This is a genomic window from Rhizobium sp. 01L410, assembly GCF_056400165.1.
On sequence record NZ_JBFTST010000005.1, the window covers coordinates 68,043 to 89,660 of the forward strand.

19 protein-coding genes and 2 pseudogenes are annotated in these 21,618 nt (G+C 57.9%); 7 read left to right on the forward strand and 14 right to left on the reverse strand.

Going from position 1 to position 21,618, the window contains the following annotated elements:
* Positions 1 to 32 precede the first annotated feature (32 nt).
* Complete coding sequence (locus AC1DV9_RS12410; RefSeq protein ID WP_442208193.1) at positions 33 to 1,409, reverse strand: dihydroxyacetone kinase subunit DhaK; 1,377 nt, start codon at positions 1,407 to 1,409, stop codon at positions 33 to 35.
* 26 nt (positions 1,410 to 1,435) lie between these two features.
* Here AC1DV9_RS12410 and AC1DV9_RS12415 point away from each other — a divergent pair.
* A pseudogene (locus AC1DV9_RS12415) lies at positions 1,436 to 2,551 on the forward strand (type IV secretory system conjugative DNA transfer family protein); the annotation flags it as partial.
* A gap of 286 nt (positions 2,552 to 2,837) precedes the next feature.
* On the opposite strand, the gene AC1DV9_RS12420 reads toward AC1DV9_RS12415, so the two are convergent.
* The 3 genes from AC1DV9_RS12420 to AC1DV9_RS12430 form a co-directional block, all read right to left on the reverse strand.
* Positions 2,838 to 3,176 carry a hypothetical protein gene (locus AC1DV9_RS12420; RefSeq protein ID WP_477948106.1) on the reverse strand — a complete coding sequence of 113 codons (339 nt, stop codon included), beginning with the start codon at positions 3,174 to 3,176 and terminating at the stop codon, positions 2,838 to 2,840.
* A gap of 365 nt (positions 3,177 to 3,541) precedes the next feature.
* Positions 3,542 to 3,958, reverse strand: a complete 417-nt coding sequence (locus AC1DV9_RS12425; RefSeq protein WP_477948108.1) for a hypothetical protein — start codon at positions 3,956 to 3,958, stop codon at positions 3,542 to 3,544.
* Between the two features lie 836 nt (positions 3,959 to 4,794).
* Positions 4,795 to 4,938, reverse strand: a complete 144-nt coding sequence (locus tag AC1DV9_RS12430) for a hypothetical protein (protein ID WP_162702813.1) — start codon at positions 4,936 to 4,938, stop codon at positions 4,795 to 4,797.
* Positions 4,939 to 5,271: 333 nt separating this feature from the next.
* On the opposite strand from AC1DV9_RS12430, the pseudogene AC1DV9_RS12435 reads away from it, so the two are divergent.
* Positions 5,272 to 5,776: pseudogene (locus tag AC1DV9_RS12435) on the forward strand (hydrolase).
* A 169-nt stretch (positions 5,777 to 5,945) separates the two neighbouring features.
* Positions 5,946 to 6,641, forward strand: a complete 696-nt coding sequence (locus AC1DV9_RS12440) for a hypothetical protein (RefSeq protein WP_477948110.1) — start codon at positions 5,946 to 5,948, stop codon at positions 6,639 to 6,641.
* A 101-nt stretch (positions 6,642 to 6,742) separates the two neighbouring features.
* On the opposite strand, the gene AC1DV9_RS12445 is transcribed toward AC1DV9_RS12440, so the two are convergent.
* Positions 6,743 to 7,096 carry a response regulator gene (locus AC1DV9_RS12445; protein ID WP_477948112.1) on the reverse strand — a complete coding sequence of 118 codons (354 nt, stop codon included), beginning with the start codon at positions 7,094 to 7,096 and terminating at the stop codon, positions 6,743 to 6,745.
* 320 nt (positions 7,097 to 7,416) lie between these two features.
* On the opposite strand from AC1DV9_RS12445, the gene AC1DV9_RS12450 reads away from it, so the two are divergent.
* Positions 7,417 to 8,619, forward strand: coding sequence for a GAF domain-containing sensor histidine kinase (locus AC1DV9_RS12450; RefSeq protein WP_477948114.1), 1,203 nt, complete (start codon positions 7,417 to 7,419; stop codon positions 8,617 to 8,619).
* A 172-nt stretch (positions 8,620 to 8,791) separates the two neighbouring features.
* Here AC1DV9_RS12450 and AC1DV9_RS12455 read toward each other — a convergent pair whose 3' ends face one another.
* Together AC1DV9_RS12455 and AC1DV9_RS12460 are read right to left on the reverse strand one after the other, a co-directional pair.
* On the reverse strand, positions 8,792 to 9,196 hold the full coding sequence (locus tag AC1DV9_RS12455) for a GFA family protein (RefSeq protein WP_477948568.1): 405 nt from the start codon (positions 9,194 to 9,196) through the stop codon (positions 8,792 to 8,794).
* Positions 9,197 to 10,055: 859 nt separating this feature from the next.
* Positions 10,056 to 10,433 (reverse strand): response regulator, encoded by a 378-nt coding sequence (locus AC1DV9_RS12460; protein WP_442208187.1) that lies wholly within the window; start codon positions 10,431 to 10,433, stop codon positions 10,056 to 10,058.
* A gap of 548 nt (positions 10,434 to 10,981) precedes the next feature.
* Between AC1DV9_RS12460 and AC1DV9_RS12465 the strand changes: the two genes are divergently transcribed.
* The gene (locus AC1DV9_RS12465) at positions 10,982 to 11,197 is read left to right on the forward strand and encodes a cold-shock protein (protein WP_112389242.1); all 216 of its coding nucleotides are present in this window, start codon (positions 10,982 to 10,984) and stop codon (positions 11,195 to 11,197) included.
* A gap of 334 nt (positions 11,198 to 11,531) precedes the next feature.
* On the opposite strand, the gene AC1DV9_RS12470 is transcribed toward AC1DV9_RS12465, so the two are convergent.
* The gene (locus AC1DV9_RS12470; RefSeq protein ID WP_112446079.1) at positions 11,532 to 11,738 is read right to left on the reverse strand and encodes a hypothetical protein; all 207 of its coding nucleotides are present in this window, start codon (positions 11,736 to 11,738) and stop codon (positions 11,532 to 11,534) included.
* 322 nt (positions 11,739 to 12,060) lie between these two features.
* On the opposite strand from AC1DV9_RS12470, the gene AC1DV9_RS12475 reads away from it, so the two are divergent.
* Both AC1DV9_RS12475 and AC1DV9_RS12480 read left to right on the forward strand, forming a co-directional pair.
* Positions 12,061 to 12,303: a hypothetical protein gene (locus AC1DV9_RS12475; RefSeq protein WP_477948116.1), complete on the forward strand. Its 243-nt coding sequence runs from the start codon at positions 12,061 to 12,063 to the stop codon at positions 12,301 to 12,303.
* A gap of 239 nt (positions 12,304 to 12,542) precedes the next feature.
* Positions 12,543 to 12,794, forward strand: coding sequence for a hypothetical protein (locus tag AC1DV9_RS12480; protein ID WP_477948117.1), 252 nt, complete (start codon positions 12,543 to 12,545; stop codon positions 12,792 to 12,794).
* Between the two features lie 500 nt (positions 12,795 to 13,294).
* Here the strand turns inward: AC1DV9_RS12480 and AC1DV9_RS12485 are convergent, their stop codons facing one another.
* The 6 genes from AC1DV9_RS12485 to AC1DV9_RS12510 all read right to left on the reverse strand — a co-directional run bounded on the left by AC1DV9_RS12485 (position 13,295) and on the right by AC1DV9_RS12510 (position 21,618).
* Positions 13,295 to 13,990, reverse strand: coding sequence for a DUF1684 domain-containing protein (locus AC1DV9_RS12485; protein WP_477948119.1), 696 nt, complete (start codon positions 13,988 to 13,990; stop codon positions 13,295 to 13,297).
* A gap of 359 nt (positions 13,991 to 14,349) precedes the next feature.
* Positions 14,350 to 16,011 carry an alpha-amylase family protein gene (locus tag AC1DV9_RS12490; RefSeq protein WP_477948121.1) on the reverse strand — a complete coding sequence of 554 codons (1,662 nt, stop codon included), beginning with the start codon at positions 16,009 to 16,011 and terminating at the stop codon, positions 14,350 to 14,352.
* A 747-nt stretch (positions 16,012 to 16,758) separates the two neighbouring features.
* Positions 16,759 to 18,228, reverse strand: a complete 1,470-nt coding sequence (locus AC1DV9_RS12495) for an HAL/PAL/TAL family ammonia-lyase (protein WP_477948123.1) — start codon at positions 18,226 to 18,228, stop codon at positions 16,759 to 16,761.
* On the reverse strand, positions 18,225 to 19,226 hold the full coding sequence (locus AC1DV9_RS12500) for an ornithine cyclodeaminase family protein (protein WP_477948125.1): 1,002 nt from the start codon (positions 19,224 to 19,226) through the stop codon (positions 18,225 to 18,227). The genes AC1DV9_RS12495 and AC1DV9_RS12500 overlap by 4 nt, the downstream gene beginning before the upstream one ends.
* An 11-nt stretch (positions 19,227 to 19,237) precedes the next feature.
* Positions 19,238 to 20,557: an LLM class flavin-dependent oxidoreductase gene (locus AC1DV9_RS12505; RefSeq protein WP_477948127.1), complete on the reverse strand. Its 1,320-nt coding sequence runs from the start codon at positions 20,555 to 20,557 to the stop codon at positions 19,238 to 19,240.
* Positions 20,554 to 21,618, reverse strand: a complete 1,065-nt coding sequence (locus tag AC1DV9_RS12510) for an LLM class flavin-dependent oxidoreductase (RefSeq protein WP_477948129.1) — start codon at positions 21,616 to 21,618, stop codon at positions 20,554 to 20,556. Before AC1DV9_RS12510 ends, AC1DV9_RS12505 begins: the two co-directional genes overlap by 4 nt.

Below are 21,618 nucleotides of genomic sequence, written 5' to 3' on the forward strand. Positions count from 1 at the left end.
CCATCGCTGAAGCCTCGCTGCCACTGCCGGAGTTAGCTTCGATCTGCGTCCCGCATGACCGGTCCGGATACAGCACGCAGCCAGATAACCACAGCCACCGCACCTGCATCAGGGTTCCCGATCGCACGCTCACCGAGATAGCTTGCCCTTCCTAGTTTAGGATGCATGGAACTGGTTAACCTCATACCTTCGGCTCCGGCGTCAACAGCGGAACGCCATGCAATATCGGCAGGGATGCCGGCTGCGACTTGGGTTGTGAACGTGCGAGCCATCGGGTGCAAGGCATCGACCATCGTACGATCGCCCGGCTTTGCTCCACCGAGATCCATAATCGCTTGGACCGCGTCCGAGAATGCGTCAGCGATGTCGAAGGCCGTCGGATCGGCAATGCCCTGAAGCCGGCGTGCAGCGCGCATCAACGCGGTGGCATAAAACGGCCCCGAGCTACCAGCGATGGCCTTCCTGATACGATCGGCGGCATCACTGAGGGCCGTACTGGCGGTGGAGAAGGAGCCGTTCGGAATGGCGCGCAATGCATCGGCGCCGCGGCGCATACTTGCTCCCAGGTCGCCATCACCGGAAACCCCGTCCAGCCGCGCAAGCTCGGGTTCCGCGCCGGTCAAAGCGTCCGCTATCCGGGCAAAGATTTCGCGTAGATGACCGGCGGCCTTGTTACCGATCGAGCCAGTTTCGGAGACAGTCGCCGGGCTGAACCTATCCCCAGTCGCAGTCACTGCAGGGTTCCTGTTGACCTTTCCGCCACCCGGCCAAGCAAGTGTGTCAACCGGATGATCGAGTAAGGCGAGGTCATCGCCAGAGACCGGCAGGACCGAGATCGAAAAGCCGGGCATGTCGAGGGCTGAGAGGAAGGTGCCAGCCCAGGCGCGGACAACATTGACACCTTCAGCTCGAAGCTTCGCCATTCCTGCCCGTGCCAGGATGGCGAGCTCCAGTGGCGGTGTCGATCCAAGACCGTTGATCAAGATCACTGCATCGTCACCCGACTTAGTCCTGCCGTCTGCCAGTATGGCATCAACGACGATAGCCACGAGCTCATCGGCGGGAGCAATATCCATTCTGCGAACTCCGGGCTCGCCATGAATGCCGAGGCCAACTTCAATTTCGTTCTCGCCAAGCACAAAGCCCGGCTTGCCGACGGAGGGAAGCGTGCATGACCCGAGCGAAATTCCCATTGACGAAACGCGAGTTGCCGCAGAGTTCGCCACCGCCACAACCTCTGCAAGCGGCAAGCCAATGGCTGCCGCCGCGCCCGCGATCTTGTGAACCAGGACAGTGCCGGCGATTCCCCGTCGGCGGTCCTCGGTCACGGTGTCACGAAGAGCGACGTCATCTGCCACGACGATGATCTCGACCGGAATACCACTTGCTCGGGCCATTTCCGCGGCCATTCCGAAATTAAGCCTGTCACCTGTGTAGCTTCAATGCCTACATCTCACTCAACGAACGCGCTGCGCGCTCGGCGCTCCTCGATATCCAGAAGGCGCTGGCTCCGTTCCGCAACGAGCGCGTGGTCGCGGCCACCGGTATCACCGACATCGACATCGCCTCTCTGCAGCGGCGACCGGTCACAATCTATCTCGCACCCAACATCACCGATATGACCATCCTTCGGCCACTGCTGACACTCTTCGTTCAGCAGATCATGGATCTCCTGACCCGCGAACATAATCCGGCTGCCCTGCCCGTCTACTTCCTTCTCGACGAATTCCGGCAGTTGAAACGAATGGACGAGATTCTCAACAAACTGCCCTATGTCGCGGGCTACAATATCAAACTAGCCTTCATCATTCAGGACCTGAAGAATATCGACGAAATCTACGGTGAAACCGCGCGGCACTCGCTGCTCGGCAATTGCGGCCTTCAACTCATCCTCGGCGCCAACGACCAGGCAACTGCGGATTATACCTCTCGTGCACTTGGGAAGCGGACGATCCGCTATCAGTCAGAATCGAGGACGGTCGAGTTGATGGGGCTTCCGCGCCGCACCAAGGTCGAGCAGATTCGCGAGCGCGACCTGATGATGCCGCAGGAGATCAGACAAATGCCGGAGGAGAACGCGATCCTGCTGGTCGAAGGTCAACGGCCAATCCAGACCAAAAAGATCCGCTACTACAAGGTCGAACCGTTCAAAACCGCTGCTGCTGCTCCGTATCGCATGGTCGAAATTCCTGAGGTCGAACTCACAGCGATGCCGATGGTGCCGGCCGTGCTGCAGGACGACGGACAGTCCCCGACTGAAAACCTTGAAAAGCCTGAACTCCCACAAGCAACCGACAAAGAAGCGTCTCCTTCGATAACGCCGAGATGGAGCGGCACTGCTGATCAGATTTCGAACGGCAGCATCCCGACGCAACAGGCGCCTGAAAAACTCGTGACAGCAGAGCTGCGTCTCATGAAGACGGCACAAAAATTGAAGGCCGCGGTCGAAAGAGTAGTCGATGACAATCCCAATCTGTCGCCAAAGCAGCGCAAGAGCATACACGACATCCTTGCAAACACAGTCCCTGATCCGGAGGAGATTGGCACCTAGGAACAGCACGCAGCCTAGTACGGAACCTGCGCTGGCTCGCCGCTGGCACCATCATGCGTGAGAGCGCCGATTGCGCTACACCTTGGGAACGCTGCCGTTAGCTGTCTTGCGCCATAGGTTTGTCCCGTTAACGGCAAAAAAGGCACGCGGAAAGTCTGGCATCAGCTCTTTTACTTGAGTTCGACAAGACATCCCGCATCACGTCGGGCCTCCTGCCTAGCCGGTCGTCAGCGTAGCTCTGCATCAATCTGTTGAGCCAGGAGTGATTGAGACGAGACGCGACCCCTCATCTGCCATCGAAGCGTGAGAGCATGTCTCTCAATTGGTCGTTCTGTGTTTCCAGTTTTTTGGCAAGTGTGGCCCTGAGCTGTTTGATATCATCATCCAAGTTGAACGCTGCGGTGACATATTCCCCACGCTCGTCACTTGGCGGCGGCTCAACCAGTTTGGCTGGGGCTTTGGCCCCTGCGGACTTCAAGGAGACCCGAGAGGCCTTGGCCGCTTTCTTCTTAGTTCGAAGATCGTAAGTCGGTCGAGCATCGCTGATCGTTAGCGCATCCTCGAAAACTTGATGCGCATCTCCGGGCTCTTGCGCTATCTCGGTGTGCGTCAGCTGTTCAGTCACCGCAGAGTTTTCGGAGGATACGTGGTGGGCCGAGACCCTGAGGACAACGCGCTCATGCTCGCGTACCATTGCATCTGCAACCGGGGCGGCCTGTGTGGTCCTCACCTCGTCAGAGGCAACGCTCGACGAGGCCTCTACGCTAGGGGGAATTGCCGGCTCATGGGCTGGTTTTGCAGCTTGAGCCGGGGCCCTAGACCTAAATTTCGAGATAATGTTCCATGGCGACATCGACGTTCCCTCTCGCTTGACGCGCCAATATACGCGGCGCAGAGACCGGATCGGAAAGTCCGATCGGGCGAACGATTCTCTACATGGAGTTTAACCGATGGCGGATGCGAAGCAAACCATCCGCCATCGACAGGTGATCACTTCAGTCCAAGACGGCTGCGAAGATCAGCGTTCTCACCGCGAAGCTTTTCTGCCAGCGATTTGCGGAGGCGCTGATTTTCTTCCTCGAGCTGGAGAAGTTCCGCGAAGTCGTCTGCCATAGGAGATGTGGCCGCTGTTGGCTTCGCAGAACGGTTTGGCCCGCGTTTGCCTGTCGTTGGGCTTGCTGCTGCGCGCTTACCGCGGGTCGCTGTGGCGCTGGCAGCTGCCGGCGATGCGGCAACTTCGGTTCGCTTGGGACGACCACCACGGTTTTTCTTAACGGGCTCCGCAACCGTTGCAGCGGCCTTCGCATCCACCTTTTTGGCACGCGGTGCACGTTTTTTCTTTGCCGGGGCTTCCGGCGCTACAGCGGCTGCGTCTGGAGCGATGCTTGGATTGTTTTCGTCGGCCATTGGCGTGTCTCCTTGTTTGGCAGTCTCGTTGTCGTTTGTAGATTCGAGGCTGTCAATATCGCATGCGATACTTCAGCATTCGAGCATCATGCCCAATGTCGTTTGCAAGTTCCTTGATGGCACTTTGGCGATCTCACATCGGCACCGGATCGGGTGACAATGTTGAGTGCGATGACACAGGACACTGCGCCGCCTGACGCGAACGCGCTTGGCACTGCACCCAACGTTTGTCGGATTGTCAGCCCGAACGTCGTTCCAAAATCACGACGAGTACCGCGCCACGCGGCAGAAGCAGGTAAGGGACAGCTGGGCCAGCCTTCGGTTGGATTTCCAGCAAATACAGAAATGCGAAGGCGAAAGGAATGGCAAGCACGACGGAGGTGGCACCATTGATGCAGCCGCCGTTGATACCACGCCACCTATAGCACCGCCCAACACGGCGGCGTATAGACCGCTGCTGACTGCGGTGAAGTTTTCCCCAACCTCAACGGGACTGCACTCCTAATTATCCAGTCAGCGAGCGCACGGGATCGCCGTTCTATTGAGGCGACCGAAGTGGTCAAAAATTGAGAAGAGGACGCTCCCGCTCAGCTCTCCGACAGACAGGCAATTCGCAAAGGAGCACGCCTGTTACGAATACAGCGTCTTCGTATCGTCAATGTAGCCCATTTCGACGAGCTCCGAATTGATCAGACCGGAGGCCCTCTCAATTGAGCGATTGAGGGCCTGAAGATTAATTTGCGACGATCGTCATCCACCGAGTCTATTTAGGTTTTTGGAGCGCACGCAGACCATACGAACCTCAGTGGAACTGGCCCGCAAAGGAAAACCCTGGCTTAGGCGACCCGCCTCCGCTCGGCCTCCGCCTTGATAGCGGCGTCCTTTGCCATTTTGATAAGGTAGACGACAAACGGTTGATCGCTGAGTTCGGCGAGTTTTTTGGCTGCTTCCAAATGATCAATCAGATGAACCTGCGACATATAAACCTCCGTTGCAAAGAGCATATGCATCATTGCTAATGAAGCTTAACCAAGGCTTACTATGCGAGGTTTGTCCTGCACGGTACAACGACAGAGGCTGTGGGTAACGTTTGCACTGCTAGGCCCGGCGGCCGCTCTGACGGCCCTACTTTGACGCAATGAGAGTGGGCGAAGATACATTCGAACTGCAAATATCTTTGTGCCCGCAAACCTGTTGGGTGTAACGGCTCGTGCGCTACCTAGATACTACGGTCTGTTTTATAGCGCGCTTGCTGCGTCAGAACCAACATGGTCTGCTGTCGACCTCCGAACTCAGAGCGCCAAATACTGCGGATGATGTTTTTCACCGGCGACACACATTTCGGCGATCCGCGTGTCCTCCGTCTGGATCGAGGGCCTTTCTCCAACATGGATGGAACGCGACGCAGCGCTTATCCGGAACTGGAAAAGACGGTCGGCTCCCAAGACGAGGTGGCATCTTGGAGACGTCATGGCGGCGAAGGCCGGCAGTTGCAACGAACTCCTAAGGAAGCTCACGGCCGCAAGCACCTGATCGTCGGCAACAACGATCCTGAGACGACGACGCAGTCGCGAGAAGGGGATAGCGTGCAACACTATGCCGAGCTCCAGCAGGGCGGTCACCACCTGATCCTTTGCCATTATGCTTTCCGGACATGGAACCAGATCGGAAAGAAGTCTATAGATCTGCTCGGCCACTCGCCTGGGCGGTTGAAGCGCCCCTTTCCCGCCAATCGACGTCGGAGTTGACGCACAAGGGCTGCGTCCTGTCACTCTCGATGTGATCCTTCGGAGAAGGCCGGTGGCCGAGGAGGAGTGAGATATAGTTGAGGACGATTAGCACGCGAGACGTCGGAGGACGAAAGCAGCCGGCGACCATTTTTACAGGCTATGGCGCCATTACCGCGAGTTATCTTCTGGCTTCGGTTAAAGTCGGAACATTCAACGCGCGTGCTCGTTGGCTACTAACCAAAAGAGGAGGAGCATTCATGACCAACGTCTACAACGAAAGCGCGCCCGTATACGCGGGCGACCTGGCCAAAAGTACTTTGACTGCATTCTTTGACAGCCGGGGCAACGCCGAGACTGCCATCGAAAAGCTGAGGTCGGCAGGCGTTGCCGACGTCCGTCTAATGCCGGGCTACGAGGCTGACGGCGAAAACGTTGCAAGCGAAAGGGAAGGTTCCGGGTTCTGGGCCGGGCTGGCCGACTGGTTCTTTCCCGACAATGACCGCGACGTCTATGCCGAGGGCCTTCGTCGCGGCGGCTTCCTCGTCTCCGCGTCGGTCGACGATAGCAACTACGACACGGCGCACGACATACTTGACGATGAGGGATCGATCGACATGGACGAGCGGGCCGACCTGTGGCGCGCCGAAGGCTGGTCGGCCGGCGGATATAACCAGCAGGCTGTAGCGTCCAAGGAGGACGTGTTCCAGGCTGATGCGACCGCAGGCAGCGTGACCGGCATCGGCCGATACAGCAGGAGTTCCAAAGCGACTTCGCCAAGGGTTCGCGGATATGATCTGGCTGAAGACATTTCGAGCGACGTTGTCGACGACGTTATCCCGACCGGCCACCAACGCGACGTGTCAGAGGGCGACCGCAATGCTAACGAACGGATGTCGCAAAGCCAGTCGATCGACGACTTACGGCAGAGCCAGAGCCTGCCAGGCAGTCGCTGATGCCGAAGACTTTCGAAGCCGCGCACGGTCAGCGCGGCCTCGTATGACTGTATCTGTAAGTGCGTTCGATTTCCGCTGCCTTTGATGCCAGCGAGCGGCGGTTATGCGGCGAGCCCGATCAAGGTTTGAGCCAACTCCTTCCGATTGTATGGCTTTGTGAAGAAAATTCCGCGCTCCGGCATCTGGTGAAGGAGCGGTTTTGTCATCGCAGATACAACAAGTATCTCAATCGGCGGATATCGTTCACGTACGGCCTTTGCGAACACGAGGCCATTCATTGAGCCGCGGATGTCGATATCCGTCAAAATTATTCGAATACCAGGCTCCGCTTCCAATAGCCGAAGAGCGTCGTCCGCGTTGTTTGCTTCGAAAACCTCGAAACCAATATCTTCGACAAGGTCCAGCGCCATCATCAAAAGAAGCGGCTCGTCTTCAACGACTAATACTTGGATCACCGGATCCTCCCCGTTAAGTAGTGCGAACTACCAGCCCGCAAGGGAGTTCCATAGCTTAATGACTATAATCGAAGGATGGCATTGTCGAGCCTGAGGTCGCTGTCTGTGGCGTTCCGCGAGCTTGAAGCTCTGGGCCGCTCAACATCAACGCACGATGCAACGGTTTTGCTTGCCAATGGATGAAACTAGACCCTTGCTGCCGAACAAGCCTCAGGTCGTCTCAAATTCAGTGAAACCCGCGCAGAAACCCTACATACGAGCGCTTTCAAAAGTGTTGGGGAACACCATATTCGCGGTATCATTAGTGTTGGGGCGGGCAAGTGAACGAAGACTTCCAAAAAGACATCGATAAAGTTCAGCGAATTTCCGCGGTTCCATCGATACTCGATGTCGTTTGCCGATCGACCGGAATGGGGTTTGCTGCAGTAGCCCGCGTCACGGAAGAGCGATGGATCGCATGTCAGGTCTTGGACAATGTCGATTTCGGGCTGCCGGCGGGTGGTGAGCTGAAGGTGGAGACCACTCTCTGTCATGAGATCCGGCAGCATCATGAAGTCGTCGCCATCGACGATGTGGCTGAAGACCCGACCTACAGTGACCACCACACACCGCGGATCTATGGCCTCCAAAGCTACATCTCGGTGCCGATCATCCTTCCCGACGGAACTTTCTTCGGCACTCTGTGCGCTATCCACTCCAAGACAGCGAAGGTCAACAACCCCGAGACAATAGGTACCTTTAAGCTGTTCGCAGAACTGATCGCCTACCATCTTGACGCCAGTGACAGGCTAGATGCCGCACAAATTGATCTTGACCACGAAAGAAAGCAGTCCGAGCTGCGGGAACAATTCATCGCCGTGCTCGGCCACGATCTTCGCAACCCGATCGCCGGCGTGGACGCCGGGATCAATCGGCTTCTACGTCATGGCTTAAACGACAAGTCGCCACAACTCTTACGCATGATGAAGGCAAGCCTGGTGCGCATGGCGGGACTGGTAGACAATGTCATGGACCTGGCGCGCGCGAGGCTCGGCGGCGGGATCAATCTTGACTTCGATCCCGACCGAACCATTGAGGACACGATCGAGCACGTCGTTCAGGAGTTCAAAATCGCACATCCCGAAAGAGCGATCGAGGTGTCCGTGGAGATCGAAGCTCCGCTGCGGATCGACCATGCGCGAATAGGACAGATGTTCTCCAATCTCCTTGGAAACGCCCTAACGCACGGTGCGCCAGACCATCCCGTGCGGGTGAAGGCAATCACCACGGATGACAAATTCGAGTTAAGCGTCGAAAATCGTGGCGAGCCAATTCCGCAGCAATCTCTCAATAAGCTTTTCCAACCTTTTGAAAGAGCAAAGGGTTCGAAGGGTCAGGGGTTGGGGTTGGGCCTCTTTATTGCTTCAGAAATTGCCCGCGCCCACGGAGGGACGTTGGGAGTTCTGTCCGACGAGAAGATGACTCGCTTCAGCTTCTCCATGACCAAGGAGTTTGATCCCGTTGCAAGATTGGCTCCGAAATGAGCGCCGTTGGACACCAAGGCATTGCTGGCACCGTTCAGGTTGCTCGCCGCCGCCGGAAAGATACCGCGCCCACGTCCCTTGCTGGACGTTAGACACCGAGGCAGATCGCATTGGCCATGCATCGGGACGATGCTAGCCCACCGCACCTTCCTCGCAAGTGCAAACCTCGGATTTAATCACCGCTGTATCGAGGCAAGGACCGAATATCTTGGGCCCAAGAAAGCTCCGATGAGCACCAAAACTGTGCGCGTGGTCTGAGATCTTGCCGCTGCGTTATGGTCCCAAGCCGGATTCCAACCTGATTGGCATCCTCGAGTTCGCCGGTCGTATAGATCGGCGAGCCGCAGTTGGAGCAAAAGTATTGCATTCTTCTGCGGCCGTTAGCGGCGGTCTTCACGTACAGCGTTGGATGGCCAGAAGTTAGGCGGAAGTTCTCACGTAGGGCCGTTACGGTCACGCGGTACGCCGCACCCGTAAGCCGCTGGCAGTCGTTACAATGGCAAATCGTGACGTCCTGGGCTTGGACCTTAGCGACGTACATGACCTGTCCACACTGGCACGCGCCGTCGATGTCGATATGCATCTCATCTCCAACCACTCATATCTTTGACGAAATAGGGGTTGAATGCCAGATGTCGATGTGACTGTGTCAGATTTCCAGACCCCTCACCGATAAAAATCGGAGTTCTTTGGAGCACTTGCAATCCCAACGAAACTCAGTGGGACCGAAAGACGTGGCGGACACCTTGGCAATACCAAAACACGCACTAAATGCGTCGTGGGCATGATGACTTCCCTCTTCGTTGTCTTGTCCGCTCCTATGCTCAATTCCCGAGCACAATTCAGCGCCACCTCCCAGCGGCGCTATTTTTTTCCTTGAATTCTGGGCTATTCGGATCCCCGTGTGGAATTGCCAGTGTCGAGCGGCCGATCCTGAGCGGACAGGTTTATGGGGCCCCCCTGAGAAACAGGACAGCGCCAATGCAGCGGTTTATGAGTTCACAACCGAGGAATTAGCAAGCCGCTTCGCGAGCAAACCAGTATCGACTTGGTCTTCACTTCACGTCGTCCCCCGAGTAGTCAGCCCGCTCGACAAAAATATGGACTCAACATGATGATGCGGAGATACCTCTTGACGTTGGACCGACACAATCGGCAGACCCGCAGCGGTCTTCCCACTGAAGCTAATATCATAGAGGCCTTGGCCGCGGGAGATCTGCCATCCATCATGCCGCCTGACTAGCTTGTTGCAACCATGCAAATGGATATCGAGGGAACGGCATCGCAATCCACGAGTCCACTTTGGACGCCATCAACATGTGGAAGCTTGAACTGAGGGTGGTCGCGTGATGATGGTCGGTGCGGCCCAATTTAGCCTCACCGCGTAGAAGGCAAATCGCCGTGCATATCTGGCTTCAGAAGCCCCAAGACGCGGTCTACCAGTCTGCAGCGACGTTCAAAGCCGTCTTTGACTTCGTGTCTGCCTTCGCCAAGCTCTGGAGAATTCGCTCGTCGGAAAACGGCTTCCCGATTACGTCGACTGCGCCGTCAAGACCGTGACCGACCTCTCGGGGCGTTCCAGTCACGAAGATCACTTTCGTTCCATAGCGGTCGATCAACCTTCTGGCCAAGGCGGCTCCACTCAACCCATCCGCTAGACCAAGGTCGACCAAAGCGGCCTCGACACGAGGGGCGTGAGCGAGCGCCTGTTCCACTGTGGAAACTGGACCAACCGTAGAATGCCCGGCGTCCGTAACAATCCGCTCAAGCTCCATAGCAATGAGCGCCTCATCTTCAACAATCAAAACCCGCATATTCTCCTCCTGAACATCCGACGAGTTAGGTCACGTTTCATGCCCGTCGAGGTTTGTTCACGGGTTTTTGACGGCGAGCCAGCGGCCTGATGAGGAGATGTGTGACCGCTCGCAATGATAGGACCCGACTCTCCATATGCTACGGCGCTCTAAGCCCTACCTTTCAGCAAGGCTGTCGCCGTAGCCTTCCCGGCCAGCTGCCCGTCATCCGCCCTGCCTGGAGCAAGGTTGCTTGCATAAGATGTAGCTCATAAACTTGGAGCTGCGCGATGCAAATTGTCATAGATACCATCTCGTGCGTTGATCGTAGAACCGATCGATTGCGACGGCGTTGTGCTGACTGTTCGGCGCAACGCGAGGGATATCCGAATTCCACTCTCCGCTATCGCAGACTGGAGCCCGATAGGCGGTGAACAAGGATCGCTTCCGCTTGATCGCTGGATCAAACGACGATCCGATGTCGTTTGCTTCTGACGTTGTTTTTATGGTTGCAGGCTTCCAAAAGCCATTGCATGTTGCTGCCCGTAAAAATGCCAAGGGGAACAAAAATGGCAACAGGTACCGTCAAATTTTTCAACATGGACAAGGGGTTCGGCTTCCTCACCCCGGATGGCGGCGGAGCGGATATCTTCGTCCACATCTCCGCGCTTCAGGCGTCCGGCATCCAATCCCTGCGCGATGGTCAGAAGGTTTCGTTCGATACGGAGCCTGACAAGAGGGGTAAGGGCCCCAGAGCCGTCAACGTGCAGCTTGAGACCGCATGAGGCTGTATGCCCCTGCGGTGCTGCCACAGAATTCTGTCGCAAGTAAACGGTGCCTTAAAAAGATAATCTTGGTCGGTTTCGGCACTCTACAACTACGCTTCGGAATTGAAAGCCGGGGCATTGGGCGCCTTCAAGCCAAGGCGAACGCTTTGGCCTGATGCCCACGAAAGTGCAAAATGAATGCCTGAAAAATCCTGCTCGGTGACCTTGCCCAGCTCGGTCACCCGAACGATGTATCTGTCTCCCGAAGGATGAGATCAACAGCCGACTGTTTCATTTTTTTGTCCCATGATCAGTGGAAATACAGTTTCGTGCGTCGGGATCGTGCGAACCACTAAGTCTGACGCGCTTCGCCCAACGCAGCCAGCAACTCGCTTTTGGTTGTATATCCGGCCTGCAAAAGGTCGAAGAGGCGCGATACCAACGAACATCCCTCCTGGCTGTTCGGACTGACGCGGTGAGTTTCACACCACTCAGCCATGGCCTCAAATACCGGTGTCACGTCATCACTGAACGAAATCGCGCGGAATAGCTCCGACATAGATCGCCCTCCTTGTTAGAGGGGCGAGAGCTCGTATTAACTCCCAAGCGGCCGTTGCCATTGCATTCCAGCCGACGAACAAACATACGCTTATCGGTCGATGCCGCCAATTAATTTTGACATGGTACGGTCTCACAAATTGCCCAACCTCAGAAAAGACTCTGAACTCTGAGTGACGTCATGGTCAACGCGCTCGTTTGGGGATCTTCATACATTGGAGGGCAAAAAGTGAAACGGATCGAGCCTCGGCGTACAATTTTGTCGCAATATCACCCATCGATAGTGGAAAGCTAACTAACCGAAACCAAGTCCGGAGTTGCCGATGTCCGACAAATCCTGCCCAGTCCCAACGCCCGAAGAGCGAAAATACATTGAGATCAAGGGCGCCGCAGAGCGCGCGATGCTCGACAAGGTTTTCGCGGCTATCAATGACGCTGCCGCGGAGGTCGCGGACAGATTTAGAGAGGCGGAACTGGCGTTCGAGCCAACAAGCGGCGACTATTTTAAGTTCACGGTCCAGCAGGTCATGTTCGTGAGCTTGAGCGGGGAGATCCCGACACTTTGAAGGGCGGCGATGCCGAGATCGGCCAGCGCATCGTCAACAACGGTCAGCATATTATCGACCACTACTGGCGGCGCGCTGGCGAGATAACTGACGGCGGCTAGAGCCTTGGCGTCATCCGTTCCGGCATGAAAGCCATATCCTCTTCTTCTGAGTTACCGCGCCGCTCCTCCACGAGGGGCCCGATGTCCTCGGTAGCCACGTAACGGAGCCTGTCGGTACCGTCAGTCGCAGCGTCTTATATGACATTCGCAACCTGTTTGCTCGTCGCCAAGCCACGGTTCTGGGCCTCAGCAATTGCTGGCCGCTTGGTCGACCTGCAGATGACTGATTTTGGTCTCACCGAATACCGCCGCAGAACTGATCTCTACACCACGGTCACCTTGGAGCCGGGATCGGTGATGGTCGTTCACACGGAAGGCGAGCAAGCATACGCTGAATGGGAAGAGGCAATCCCTTCTACCGTTCAGGGCGGGCGGCAGTCGATCGACTGAGATCAAGATGCTCTCTCAGCGCGGACAACGGTGGTCGCTTGAATGACGTTCTGAACGGCGCTCACTGCCATCATCGCGTTGTGAGACTTTGGCTGGAACCGTGCATCCGCGGGCAGGTCGCTCCGTGGAATATCCACCCTTTATGACGTCACCACGATGCCAACGCGGGGGATCGTGCTAACCAACATCTTGTCGAGGTCAATGCCGCTCAGTCCGGCATATCGACATCGGTGAAAACCGCGTCAATATCGAGTACGTCTGCCAAGAAGAGGCGGATGAGCATCTCATATTCTACGACGCGTACAGCTTATTCATCTCGGTTCCCCGTGGTTGTTCAGGGAGGTAACGCGATACGGGGGCTCGGCTCGCAGGGGATAACGGTGTGGTGGTCCCGTCGTTTTCTAGCAACGTCGTCTGATGCCCCCGAGTCCGCGCGCGCTCGTCGCCCCAACAGCGTCTGTCGCAGTCTGCTACCTTTTCGCATGACCTGTTTCAAGACCCTACCCCCAACGCTCCCCGCCCCGCACCGCGCCTCTTAGGCGATTGCCCGACGGTGCCAGTGGGCAGACGTAACGGCTGGAGTACGAGCAGGACGGGAAATAAGCAAAGTTGAAGTCGAGAATGGCGCTTCCGTCCGGGCGCAACGTACCGAGGTCGGCGCCCTTGATCGTATCGAGAAGGTAGCGCCCGCCTCCGTACGTTTCGTTGCCTGAGGTGGCGTCAGTGAAAGGTAGGAATACTCCGCCGCCGTAGCCCTCGATCCAGTAAAGCGTCAGTTCTCCTCCAAGCACATCCTGTAACCCGCCGGTACGTGAGAAGGCACGCATGGTCAACTCGCCATCAGCGCCCGTCGCAACGGTGATCCGTTCCTCGCGTGTTTCCTCGAGGCGGACAGTCAGACGCAGCGAAGGATCATAGGGAAACATTGCGGGGCCCTGATAACCTTGTCGGTCCTGGGCCTCGATGGGTGATTGGGGATGCCCCCGGAACAGTTGGGAACGGGTGTCGCACCACGTTTGCCAGGCGATCGCGGGGTCTTCGCTCGTTCGGATATTACAGTAGAGATCCGCAATGGTTTGCCGCCACTCCCACAGTTGCTCGATCGAGTTCACCGGACGCTCCTTTTGTAAAACCTTGCCTTCGCCGCCCGACCCGGTGGTCGTCGCGATCACTTGGGACTCGGCTTCATCAAACATAGGAACGGCCATCCGAAAGCCAACCGGATTCCCGCTAACTTCCGGTCTGGTCGAGACCAAAAAAATATGACTCATAAAGCGGGAGAGGTTTGCCGGCGGCTTTGGCGAAGGCGCGACCGCTATCGCCCCCCTGAATCCCGTGATGCTACGCGAAACCTTAGAGCCAGCGCAAACACCTCGATGGCTATTCCTTTTGGCAGTAGTTCGGAATCTCTAGTTACAACGTGGCGGTGTTCTCAAAAGAAGGCGTGTCCACACGAAAATCCCAATAGCCGATCAGCGGCGATCAAGGTCATCGGGCGATTGCTTTCATCTTCGGCTATGATCGTAATCGCGTCATGGGCGTCCGTCGACGCTCTTTACACTTCGCTACGCTTCAAAAGGTAGTCCAGGCCGCCGGATCGATACCAACGGAAGCCGTACGGCTCGAGCACCATTCGATGCTTTCCGCCTTGGTCGATATGGCTATCGTGGCCGTCGAGAATGTCGATCAGCACCGACGCGTCCTCGTTGTCTTCGATCCGGAAACTGATCTCGACAGGCTTGTCGTGGAAGCTGTGGATAATCGCCAATACGTTCCTCCTCCATTCGTAACGCAGGATCAGGACACCGGGATCACCGCAGTCGATGACTGCGAATTCGCCCCAGCCGATCTCCGGTGCCTCTTTCCGCATGCGGATCATCCGCTCAGTCCAGTTCAGCATGGATTCGCTGTCTCGGCGCTGAAACGCGACATTGACGTGATCGTATCCATATGGCCCATCGGAAATCACCGGTAGGACCGGCTTCTCGCCTTTGGTGAAACCTCCTTGCGGTTCGTTGGACCACTGCATCGGGGTGCGCGCGCAATTCCGCTCGGGAAGCGTCAGGTCATCGCCCATTCCGATTTCGTCGCCATATCGGAGGACGGGTGTGCCAGGTAGCGAATACATCAGGCTGTACGCCAGCTTGAGCCGGCGGACGTCTCCCCCAAGCATGGGCGCAAGCCTGCGCCGAATGCCGCGGTCGTATAGCTGCATGTCCTTCTCTGGCCCGAACGCGGAAAACACTGTTTGCCGCTGACTTTCCGTGAGCCTGCCGAGGTCAAGTTCGTCATGGTTCCTCAAGAACACGCCCCACTGCCCGGTCTTCGGCAGGTCTCCAGTGTCACGCATCGCTTTGACGAGCGGTCGAGTATCAGCACTTGCCATTGCATAGAATAGCGCTTGGTTGACATGGAAGTTGAACATCATCTGCATTCGGTCGCCGTCATCGCCGAAATATTCGAGGTTTTCCTTCGGCACGACGTTGGCCTCGGCGAGGATGATGCTGTCACCCTTCCGCCACTGAAGAAATTCCCGGAACGTCCGGAGCATTTCGAACTGCTCCCTGGGTTTCTTGACGTCTGCTCCCTTCTCGGCGATGACGAAAGGCACGGCGTCCATGCGAAAGCCCGAAACGCCGAGCTGAATCCAAAAACCCATGATTTTCAGAATTTCAGCCTGGACGAGCGGGTTCGCGGTATTCAGGTCGGGTTGGAAATCGTAGAAGCGGTGGAAATAGTACTCGCCGGATTGCTTGTCCCGCGTCCACGTTGACTTCTGGACCCCTGGAAACACCATCCCTTCGTCGGCGTTTTCCGGCTTCGTCTTCGACCAAACATACCAGTCTCGGTAACGGGAGTCCTTATCCGCCCTTGCCTCCTTGAACCAGGGGTGCTCGTCGGACGTGTGGTTGACGACGAGATCGATAAGAACGCGAATGCCCCGTTGTTTTGCGCCATGCGTGAACTCGACAAAATCACCGAGCGTGCCGTAACGAGGATCGACGTTATAGTAGTCGGACACGTCGTAGCCGTCATCTCGTCCTGGTGACGTTTGGAAGGGCATGAGCCATATCGCTGTGATGCCAAGGCCCGCCAAATAGTCGAGACGGCGCTGCAGCCCCTGGAAATCGCCGACGCCGTCACCGTTCGAGTCCATGAACGTTTCGACCGACAAGCAATAGACAACGGCGTTCTTGTACCAAAGATCGTTAATCATGCGTGTTGCTCCCGCCACCGAAGATGGTGACGGAAGCGCTTTAGAGCCCGAAAGGTTCCGAGCGCGCGCGCGGAGCGGTTCCTATCGGTGAGTGTCTGGCGACTACATCTTTGAAGATGCGACCTTATGCCTCGTTACTCGCCGAAGGTCACGAGGCCGTCGATGTCGCATGCCCGTGTTGGATTATATGCGACCTCCCATGCGTGGCCGTCGGGGTCGTCGACGTACCTACGAAAGCCCCGTGGCCGGGCGCGTCAACTTTGCGGATGAGTGTTCCCCAGCCTGCACCAACTTTTCGAGGAGCGGCTCTACTTCGTCCTGTTTGGGGACGTTGTGCGAAAGCGATGTTGCTGCTGGACCGGGACCAGCCTCGCGAGAGATGTCGTCCTCCAACGACGATCTGCGGAAAGTCCGAGGACGAACCCGCTCTTTGGCAGAAGACTATTTCGTCATTCTCAAATATCGGCTTCCAGCCAAAGCCCTCCGAGAAAATCGGTGGGAGCGTTTGAGGTCGGAAGCACCAAGCGCGAAATAGCGGAAATTTTCTGTTGCATGACCAACACCTCTCATTCGCGGCGCGCACCGTCGATTCACGGGCAGAATCCGTGGCTTACGACCTCTCATTCACGGAATATAGGAAGATAGTACCGGCTGTGACGGGAGGTCTGTTTCCCAGTCAACCAGGTGAGACCGGCGATCGCCAGCTAAGCGACGTGCCGATCGGCGCTCGGCTTCAGCTCGAAAAGGTCACACCCTTAACAGCTGGTCAGCGACAGCGGCGACATCTTCGCCGAGAGGGCGGTCTTCCTCAACGAACGGCGACAAAACGCGAACGAACGAATGCGTCTTTGCCGTCTCTCGACCACACCGATGGTGCGGACGCAGGTCGACGGCCTGAGCGGCGGCGAGTAATTCGCAGGCAATGACAAGCCGCCACAGGTCGAGCATCTTGCCGAATTTTCGAACGGCAAGCGCCGATTGCGTCGCATGGTCTTCCACGCCCTCGGACACGGTGAGGAAATCGAGCATCACCGGGTTGGCCTTGTGCCGGATATCAGCCATCAGCGCCGCGACCGTCTTCTGCAAAGGCACGAAACCGGCCGATGGTCCGCCGGCGAGAGAAAGGTAGCGCGGCAAGCCATTTCGGGCCGAACCGGTCAGCTGGATGAAACGGCCAGCGGAGGCCGAAGCCGCTTGAGCGACCGCGAGGCCAAGTGTCTCGAAAGCCAGTGCAAGCGATGGTGTATGAAAATTTCCGCTCGACAGAACCCGCTTTTCGTCGATCAGCACCACCGGGTTGTCGGCCGCCGCGTTAAGCTCGGTCTCGACAGTGGACCTGGCTGCAGAGAGCGCCGTCGCCAGGGAACCATGAATGGGTGCGAGGCAGCGAAGGCTGAGAGGGTCCTGCAGGGCCGTTGTTGTCTCGAACAGTGTCGATCCTTCGAGCGCGCTCAGCAGGCGCGCCGCTTCCTCTGCCTGCCCGGCTGCCGGACGGGCGGACTGTATTCCCGGAGACAGGATAAGCGGATTTCCACCAAGCGCCTCGAATGTCAGGCTGGCTGCCTTCCGCTGGGCGTCGAAAATGCGTTCCGCATCGAAGAGAAACAGAGCGCCTGTTCCGACGGATAAGGCGGATGCGTTGATGAGGGAAATCCCATCCTTCGGCAGCAGCCGGGCAGGCGAAAGGCCGGCCAGCCGCAAAGCCTCCTTCGCAGGGTGGAGCGTCCCCAGGAACTCAGCCTCGCCCTCACCCACAAGCGAGCGGGCCATGGCAGAAAGCACGACGAGATCGCCCGCGCCGATCGAACCCAGCGACGGCATGACAGGATGCACCCTGGCATTCAGCATCGCAAGCAGCGCCTCGAAGGCCTCAAGCGAGATGCCCGAGCCGCCAACTGCCAGCGTGGCGATCCGCGTGGCCAACACCGCGCGCGTCGCGTCGCGTTTCAGCGGCTCGCCGACGGCCATCCCCCGTCCACGAATGAGGGTCAGCTGGAAAGCCTCGAAATCGCCAGTGACCGCCGTCTTGAGGTTTGCCCCAAGGCCGGTATTCATCCCGTAGATTTGTTGCCCGGCTGCTGCCGCCTCCTCGAGGATGCGGCGAGCGGTCAGCAGACGGCCGCGAACGGTTGAGGATGCGGCGACCTCCTGATCATCTCTGGCAATCGCGGCGATATCCTCGATCGTGACATCTGCACCGGAGAACTCGATCGTCATGCGAATCTGAGCCTCTGGCCGATGCCTTCCTTATGGGCCCTCATCAACAATGCATGCCCAAGGGCTATATCGCTCAGCGACAGGCCACGATGCCAAAGGAGGATCGTCTCGTCGTCGTTCGCGCGCCCCGTCTTTAACCCGGCGACGACCTGGCCAAGCTCGGCATGCAATGTCTGTTCCGAGAGGCGGCCGGTCTCCACGTGAGCCCTCAGCGAGCCGAATTTGCCGGATTTGCATTGGCCCCAGTCATCAACGACCAGCTTGTCCATAATATCCGTCAGCGAAAGTTCGACCGCGCTCATCGTCCCATACGGGACGACGAAAGCACCCTTCTTGATCCATTCCGTCTTCAGCATCGGCTCTGGTTCGGAAAGACGCGATGCCTCGACGACGATGTCGGCGTCCTCCACGCAGTCGCGCCAGTTGTCTACGACGGTTATCTTCTTCCCGAGATCGGCTTCCAGCTTAGCACCGAAGGCTTCGCGGCTTTCAGTTCGTCGCGAATGAACGCGAATTTCGTCAAAATCGAAGAGATGGTCGAGAAGACGGACATTCCAGTAGGCCGTACCCCGCGCACCGATATGACCAAGTACCTTGGAGTTCTTTTTCGCGAGGTGGCGTGCGCCGAGCGCGGTAACCGCGCCGGTGCGCATATCAGTAATGACAGTCGCGTCGAGGATCGCTTTTGGCACGCCTGTGCGTGGATCGAAGAGGTTGAGCACGCCGAATTCGGAGGGATAGCCAAGTTTATAGTTGTCGACGTAATCGCCGACGACCTTGACCCCTGCAAGGCCGATCGGTGCAACATAACCGCGCAACACGTTGAAATGTCCGTGGAAACTCGCGTCGGGCTCGAGGTGGACCCGTGGCTCGATGACGGTCTGGCCATTGCCCTGGGCTTTGAGCGATGTCTCGATGGCGGCGAGGATTTCGGCGTCCGTCAATGCCAGTGCTTCGATGTCGAAGGCGTTCAGGTAGTCGATATAGATCGGGTCCATTGTCATCTCTTTTATCGTTTGGACGGGGCACCGACGCCGAGGTTTTGGCGCAAGGTGCTGCCTTCATAAGTTTCGCGGAAGACGCCACGGCGGCGTAGTTCCGGCACGACATGGGTAACGAAATCCTCAAGCCCCGAAGGAAACAGCGGTGCCATGACATTGAAACCGTCAGCAGCCCCTGCCCTGAAACGCTCTTCCATCGCGTCGGCGATCTGTTCGGGTGTCCCAACGACCTGCCAGTGGCCGCGCGCACCGGCGAAATGGCGAGCCAATTCGCGAATGGAGAGGTTCTCGCGCCGGCCGAGATCGATGATCAACTGCTGCCGGCTCTGGATCAGATTGGTCGGTGGCATGTCGGGTAGAGGCCCGTCGAGCGGATAGGCCAAGAGGTCCTGGATACTCAGATAGCTCGCCAGCAAGGCGACGCCGACCGCGTCCGGGATAAGTTCCTGGAGCTCGCGATATTTGGCCTTCGCCTCGCCTTCGGTGGACCCAATGATCGGCGAGATGCCCGGCATGATCTTGATGTCGTCGGGCTGGCGGCCGTATTTGGCCATCCGCGCTTTGACGTCGTCGTAGTAAGCCTTGGCCTCCCCCAGCGTCTGCGACGCGGCGAACACCACATCGGCAGTACGCGCCGCCAGTTCCTTGCCGACGTCGGAAGCTCCTGCCTGAACCATGATGGGGCGGCCCTGCGGCGACCTTTGGCTCTGGAGCACCCCCCCGACGGTGAAGTGCTTTCCGCGATGGGAGAGCGGATGGAGCCTGTCGTGGTCGAAGAACCTCCCTTCCCCCCGCGGAAGATACGCCCCCTGGTCGACGCCATCCCACAGAGCGAGCGCCGCGTTGGCGAACTCCTCGGCACGCTCATACCGCTCCGAATGCGGACGCAAGCCGCTGCTTGCGAAATTCTCGGCCTCCAGCTCGCTCGCCGACGTCACGAGGTTCCACCCCGCCCGACCGCCGCTCAATTGATCGAGCGAGGCGAAGGTCCGGGCCAGCCCGTAGGGATCGTTGTAGGTGGTCGACGCCGTTGCGACGAGGCCGACATGCGAGGTGTTGACGGCAAGGGCCGCCAGCAGGCTCAAGGGCTCGAACCCGGTGGAGCGGGCCGCCTGGCTCGCCATATCCGGATTGCGCTCGCGGATTGCGGCTGCGTCCTCCACGAAGATCATGTCGAACTTGCCACGTTCCGCTGTGCGCGCAAGCTCGATGAAATGGGCAATGTCGACACCAGCGGGCGCGTGGGCGTCGGGATGACGCCAGGCAGAGACATGATGGCCGCCGGCCATCAGAAAGGCCCCAAGACGCATCTTGCGATCGCTGCTCATGATGCGCTCTCTTCAGTGGCAGGATGGGGAGGACGTGGAAGTCCAAGCTGCGACCGCAACGTCTTGCCTGTTTTTGCCTCGATCAGCCCTCGCCTGCGCAATTCCGGCACAACGTCGGCAGTGAAAGCGTCCGCGGCCGACAATGTCGGCGGCAGGATCGTGAAACCATCGACCTTCGCCGCTGTCTGCCACGTCTGAAGCGCGTCGGCGATTTCGGTGAAGCTGCCGATCGGAACAAGTCCCGCAAGCACGTCGAGATTCGTGCTCTGCAGCCTATCGTATTGCGCTTGCGCGATCTCGCGGGTGGCGGCGGCGAAGGGAACGACGTTCGACAGCAGCCGCACATCGCCGCGCGAGCGACCAGCCGCCTCCAGCGCGGCCTCGAACAATTGAACAGCTTCGACTGTGCCTTCTCCCGATGTCTCCTGAAGCAGGACCACTTCGCCGAACTCGGCAGCAAGGGCATAGTCCGCAGTCGTCAAAAGGTGCGCGATAACCGGCCGGCCCTGAGGCGACCTGTTGACGTTGAGCGGTCCCCGGACCGAGAAATGTTCGCCCTGATGATTGAGAACACGCATCTTGGTGGGATCGAAGAAGCGGGCATTCTGCTTATCGTACACGAACGCGTCGTCCTCGAAACTGTCCCAGAGAGCCCGGACGAGATCGATATACTCACTGTCGCGCGCGGGCTCACCCGCTGACGGGATGTTAAACCAGCCGCTGCGGCCCTGGCTGATCTGATCGAGCGATGCAAAGCGGCGTGCAAGATTGTAGGGCTCGTGCTGAAATGTGGCCGCTGCTGCGAGCAACCCGAGACGCTCAAGCTTGGTGGCAAACGCGGCAACGAGCGTCGTGGGCTCGAAGGGTGTCGCGATAGAAGACAGCGCATCCAGCGGCCTAGCACCATGGAGGTCCGCGATCAGCGCGAAGTCGAAGCCGGCGTTCTCGACCTTTACCAGCTGCGACAGAAGCGCCTCAAATGAAAGCTCTTTGACGTCCGCGCCGTCGCGCCACGCCGACAAGTGATGTCCGAAAGGGGTAAGCGAAAATCCGAGAAGCAT

Coding starts and splice junctions, on each gene's coding strand:
- AC1DV9_RS12505 (WP_477948127.1), bottom strand. CDS start 20,557: ATGAGCAGCGATCGCAAGATGCGTCTTGGGGCCTTTCTGATGGCCGGC.
- AC1DV9_RS12475 (WP_477948116.1), top strand. CDS start 12,061: ATGTCCGACAAATCCTGCCCAGTCCCAACGCCCGAAGAGCGAAAATAC.
- AC1DV9_RS12485 (WP_477948119.1), bottom strand. CDS start 13,990: ATGTTTGATGAAGCCGAGTCCCAAGTGATCGCGACGACCACCGGGTCG.
- AC1DV9_RS12440 (WP_477948110.1), top strand. CDS start 5,946: ATGACCAACGTCTACAACGAAAGCGCGCCCGTATACGCGGGCGACCTG.
- AC1DV9_RS12495 (WP_477948123.1), bottom strand. CDS start 18,228: ATGACGATCGAGTTCTCCGGTGCAGATGTCACGATCGAGGATATCGCC.
- AC1DV9_RS12430 (WP_162702813.1), bottom strand. CDS start 4,938: ATGTCGCAGGTTCATCTGATTGATCATTTGGAAGCAGCCAAAAAACTC.
- AC1DV9_RS12500 (WP_477948125.1), bottom strand. CDS start 19,226: ATGGACCCGATCTATATCGACTACCTGAACGCCTTCGACATCGAAGCA.
- AC1DV9_RS12410 (WP_442208193.1), bottom strand. CDS start 1,409: ATGGCCGCGGAAATGGCCCGAGCAAGTGGTATTCCGGTCGAGATCATC.
- AC1DV9_RS12465 (WP_112389242.1), top strand. CDS start 10,982: ATGGCAACAGGTACCGTCAAATTTTTCAACATGGACAAGGGGTTCGGC.
- AC1DV9_RS12470 (WP_112446079.1), bottom strand. CDS start 11,738: ATGTCGGAGCTATTCCGCGCGATTTCGTTCAGTGATGACGTGACACCG.
- AC1DV9_RS12425 (WP_477948108.1), bottom strand. CDS start 3,958: ATGGCCGACGAAAACAATCCAAGCATCGCTCCAGACGCAGCCGCTGTA.
- AC1DV9_RS12480 (WP_477948117.1), top strand. CDS start 12,543: ATGACATTCGCAACCTGTTTGCTCGTCGCCAAGCCACGGTTCTGGGCC.
- AC1DV9_RS12510 (WP_477948129.1), bottom strand. CDS start 21,618: ATGCTTCTCGGATTTTCGCTTACCCCTTTCGGACATCACTTGTCGGCG.
- AC1DV9_RS12490 (WP_477948121.1), bottom strand. CDS start 16,011: ATGATTAACGATCTTTGGTACAAGAACGCCGTTGTCTATTGCTTGTCG.
- AC1DV9_RS12460 (WP_442208187.1), bottom strand. CDS start 10,433: ATGCGGGTTTTGATTGTTGAAGATGAGGCGCTCATTGCTATGGAGCTT.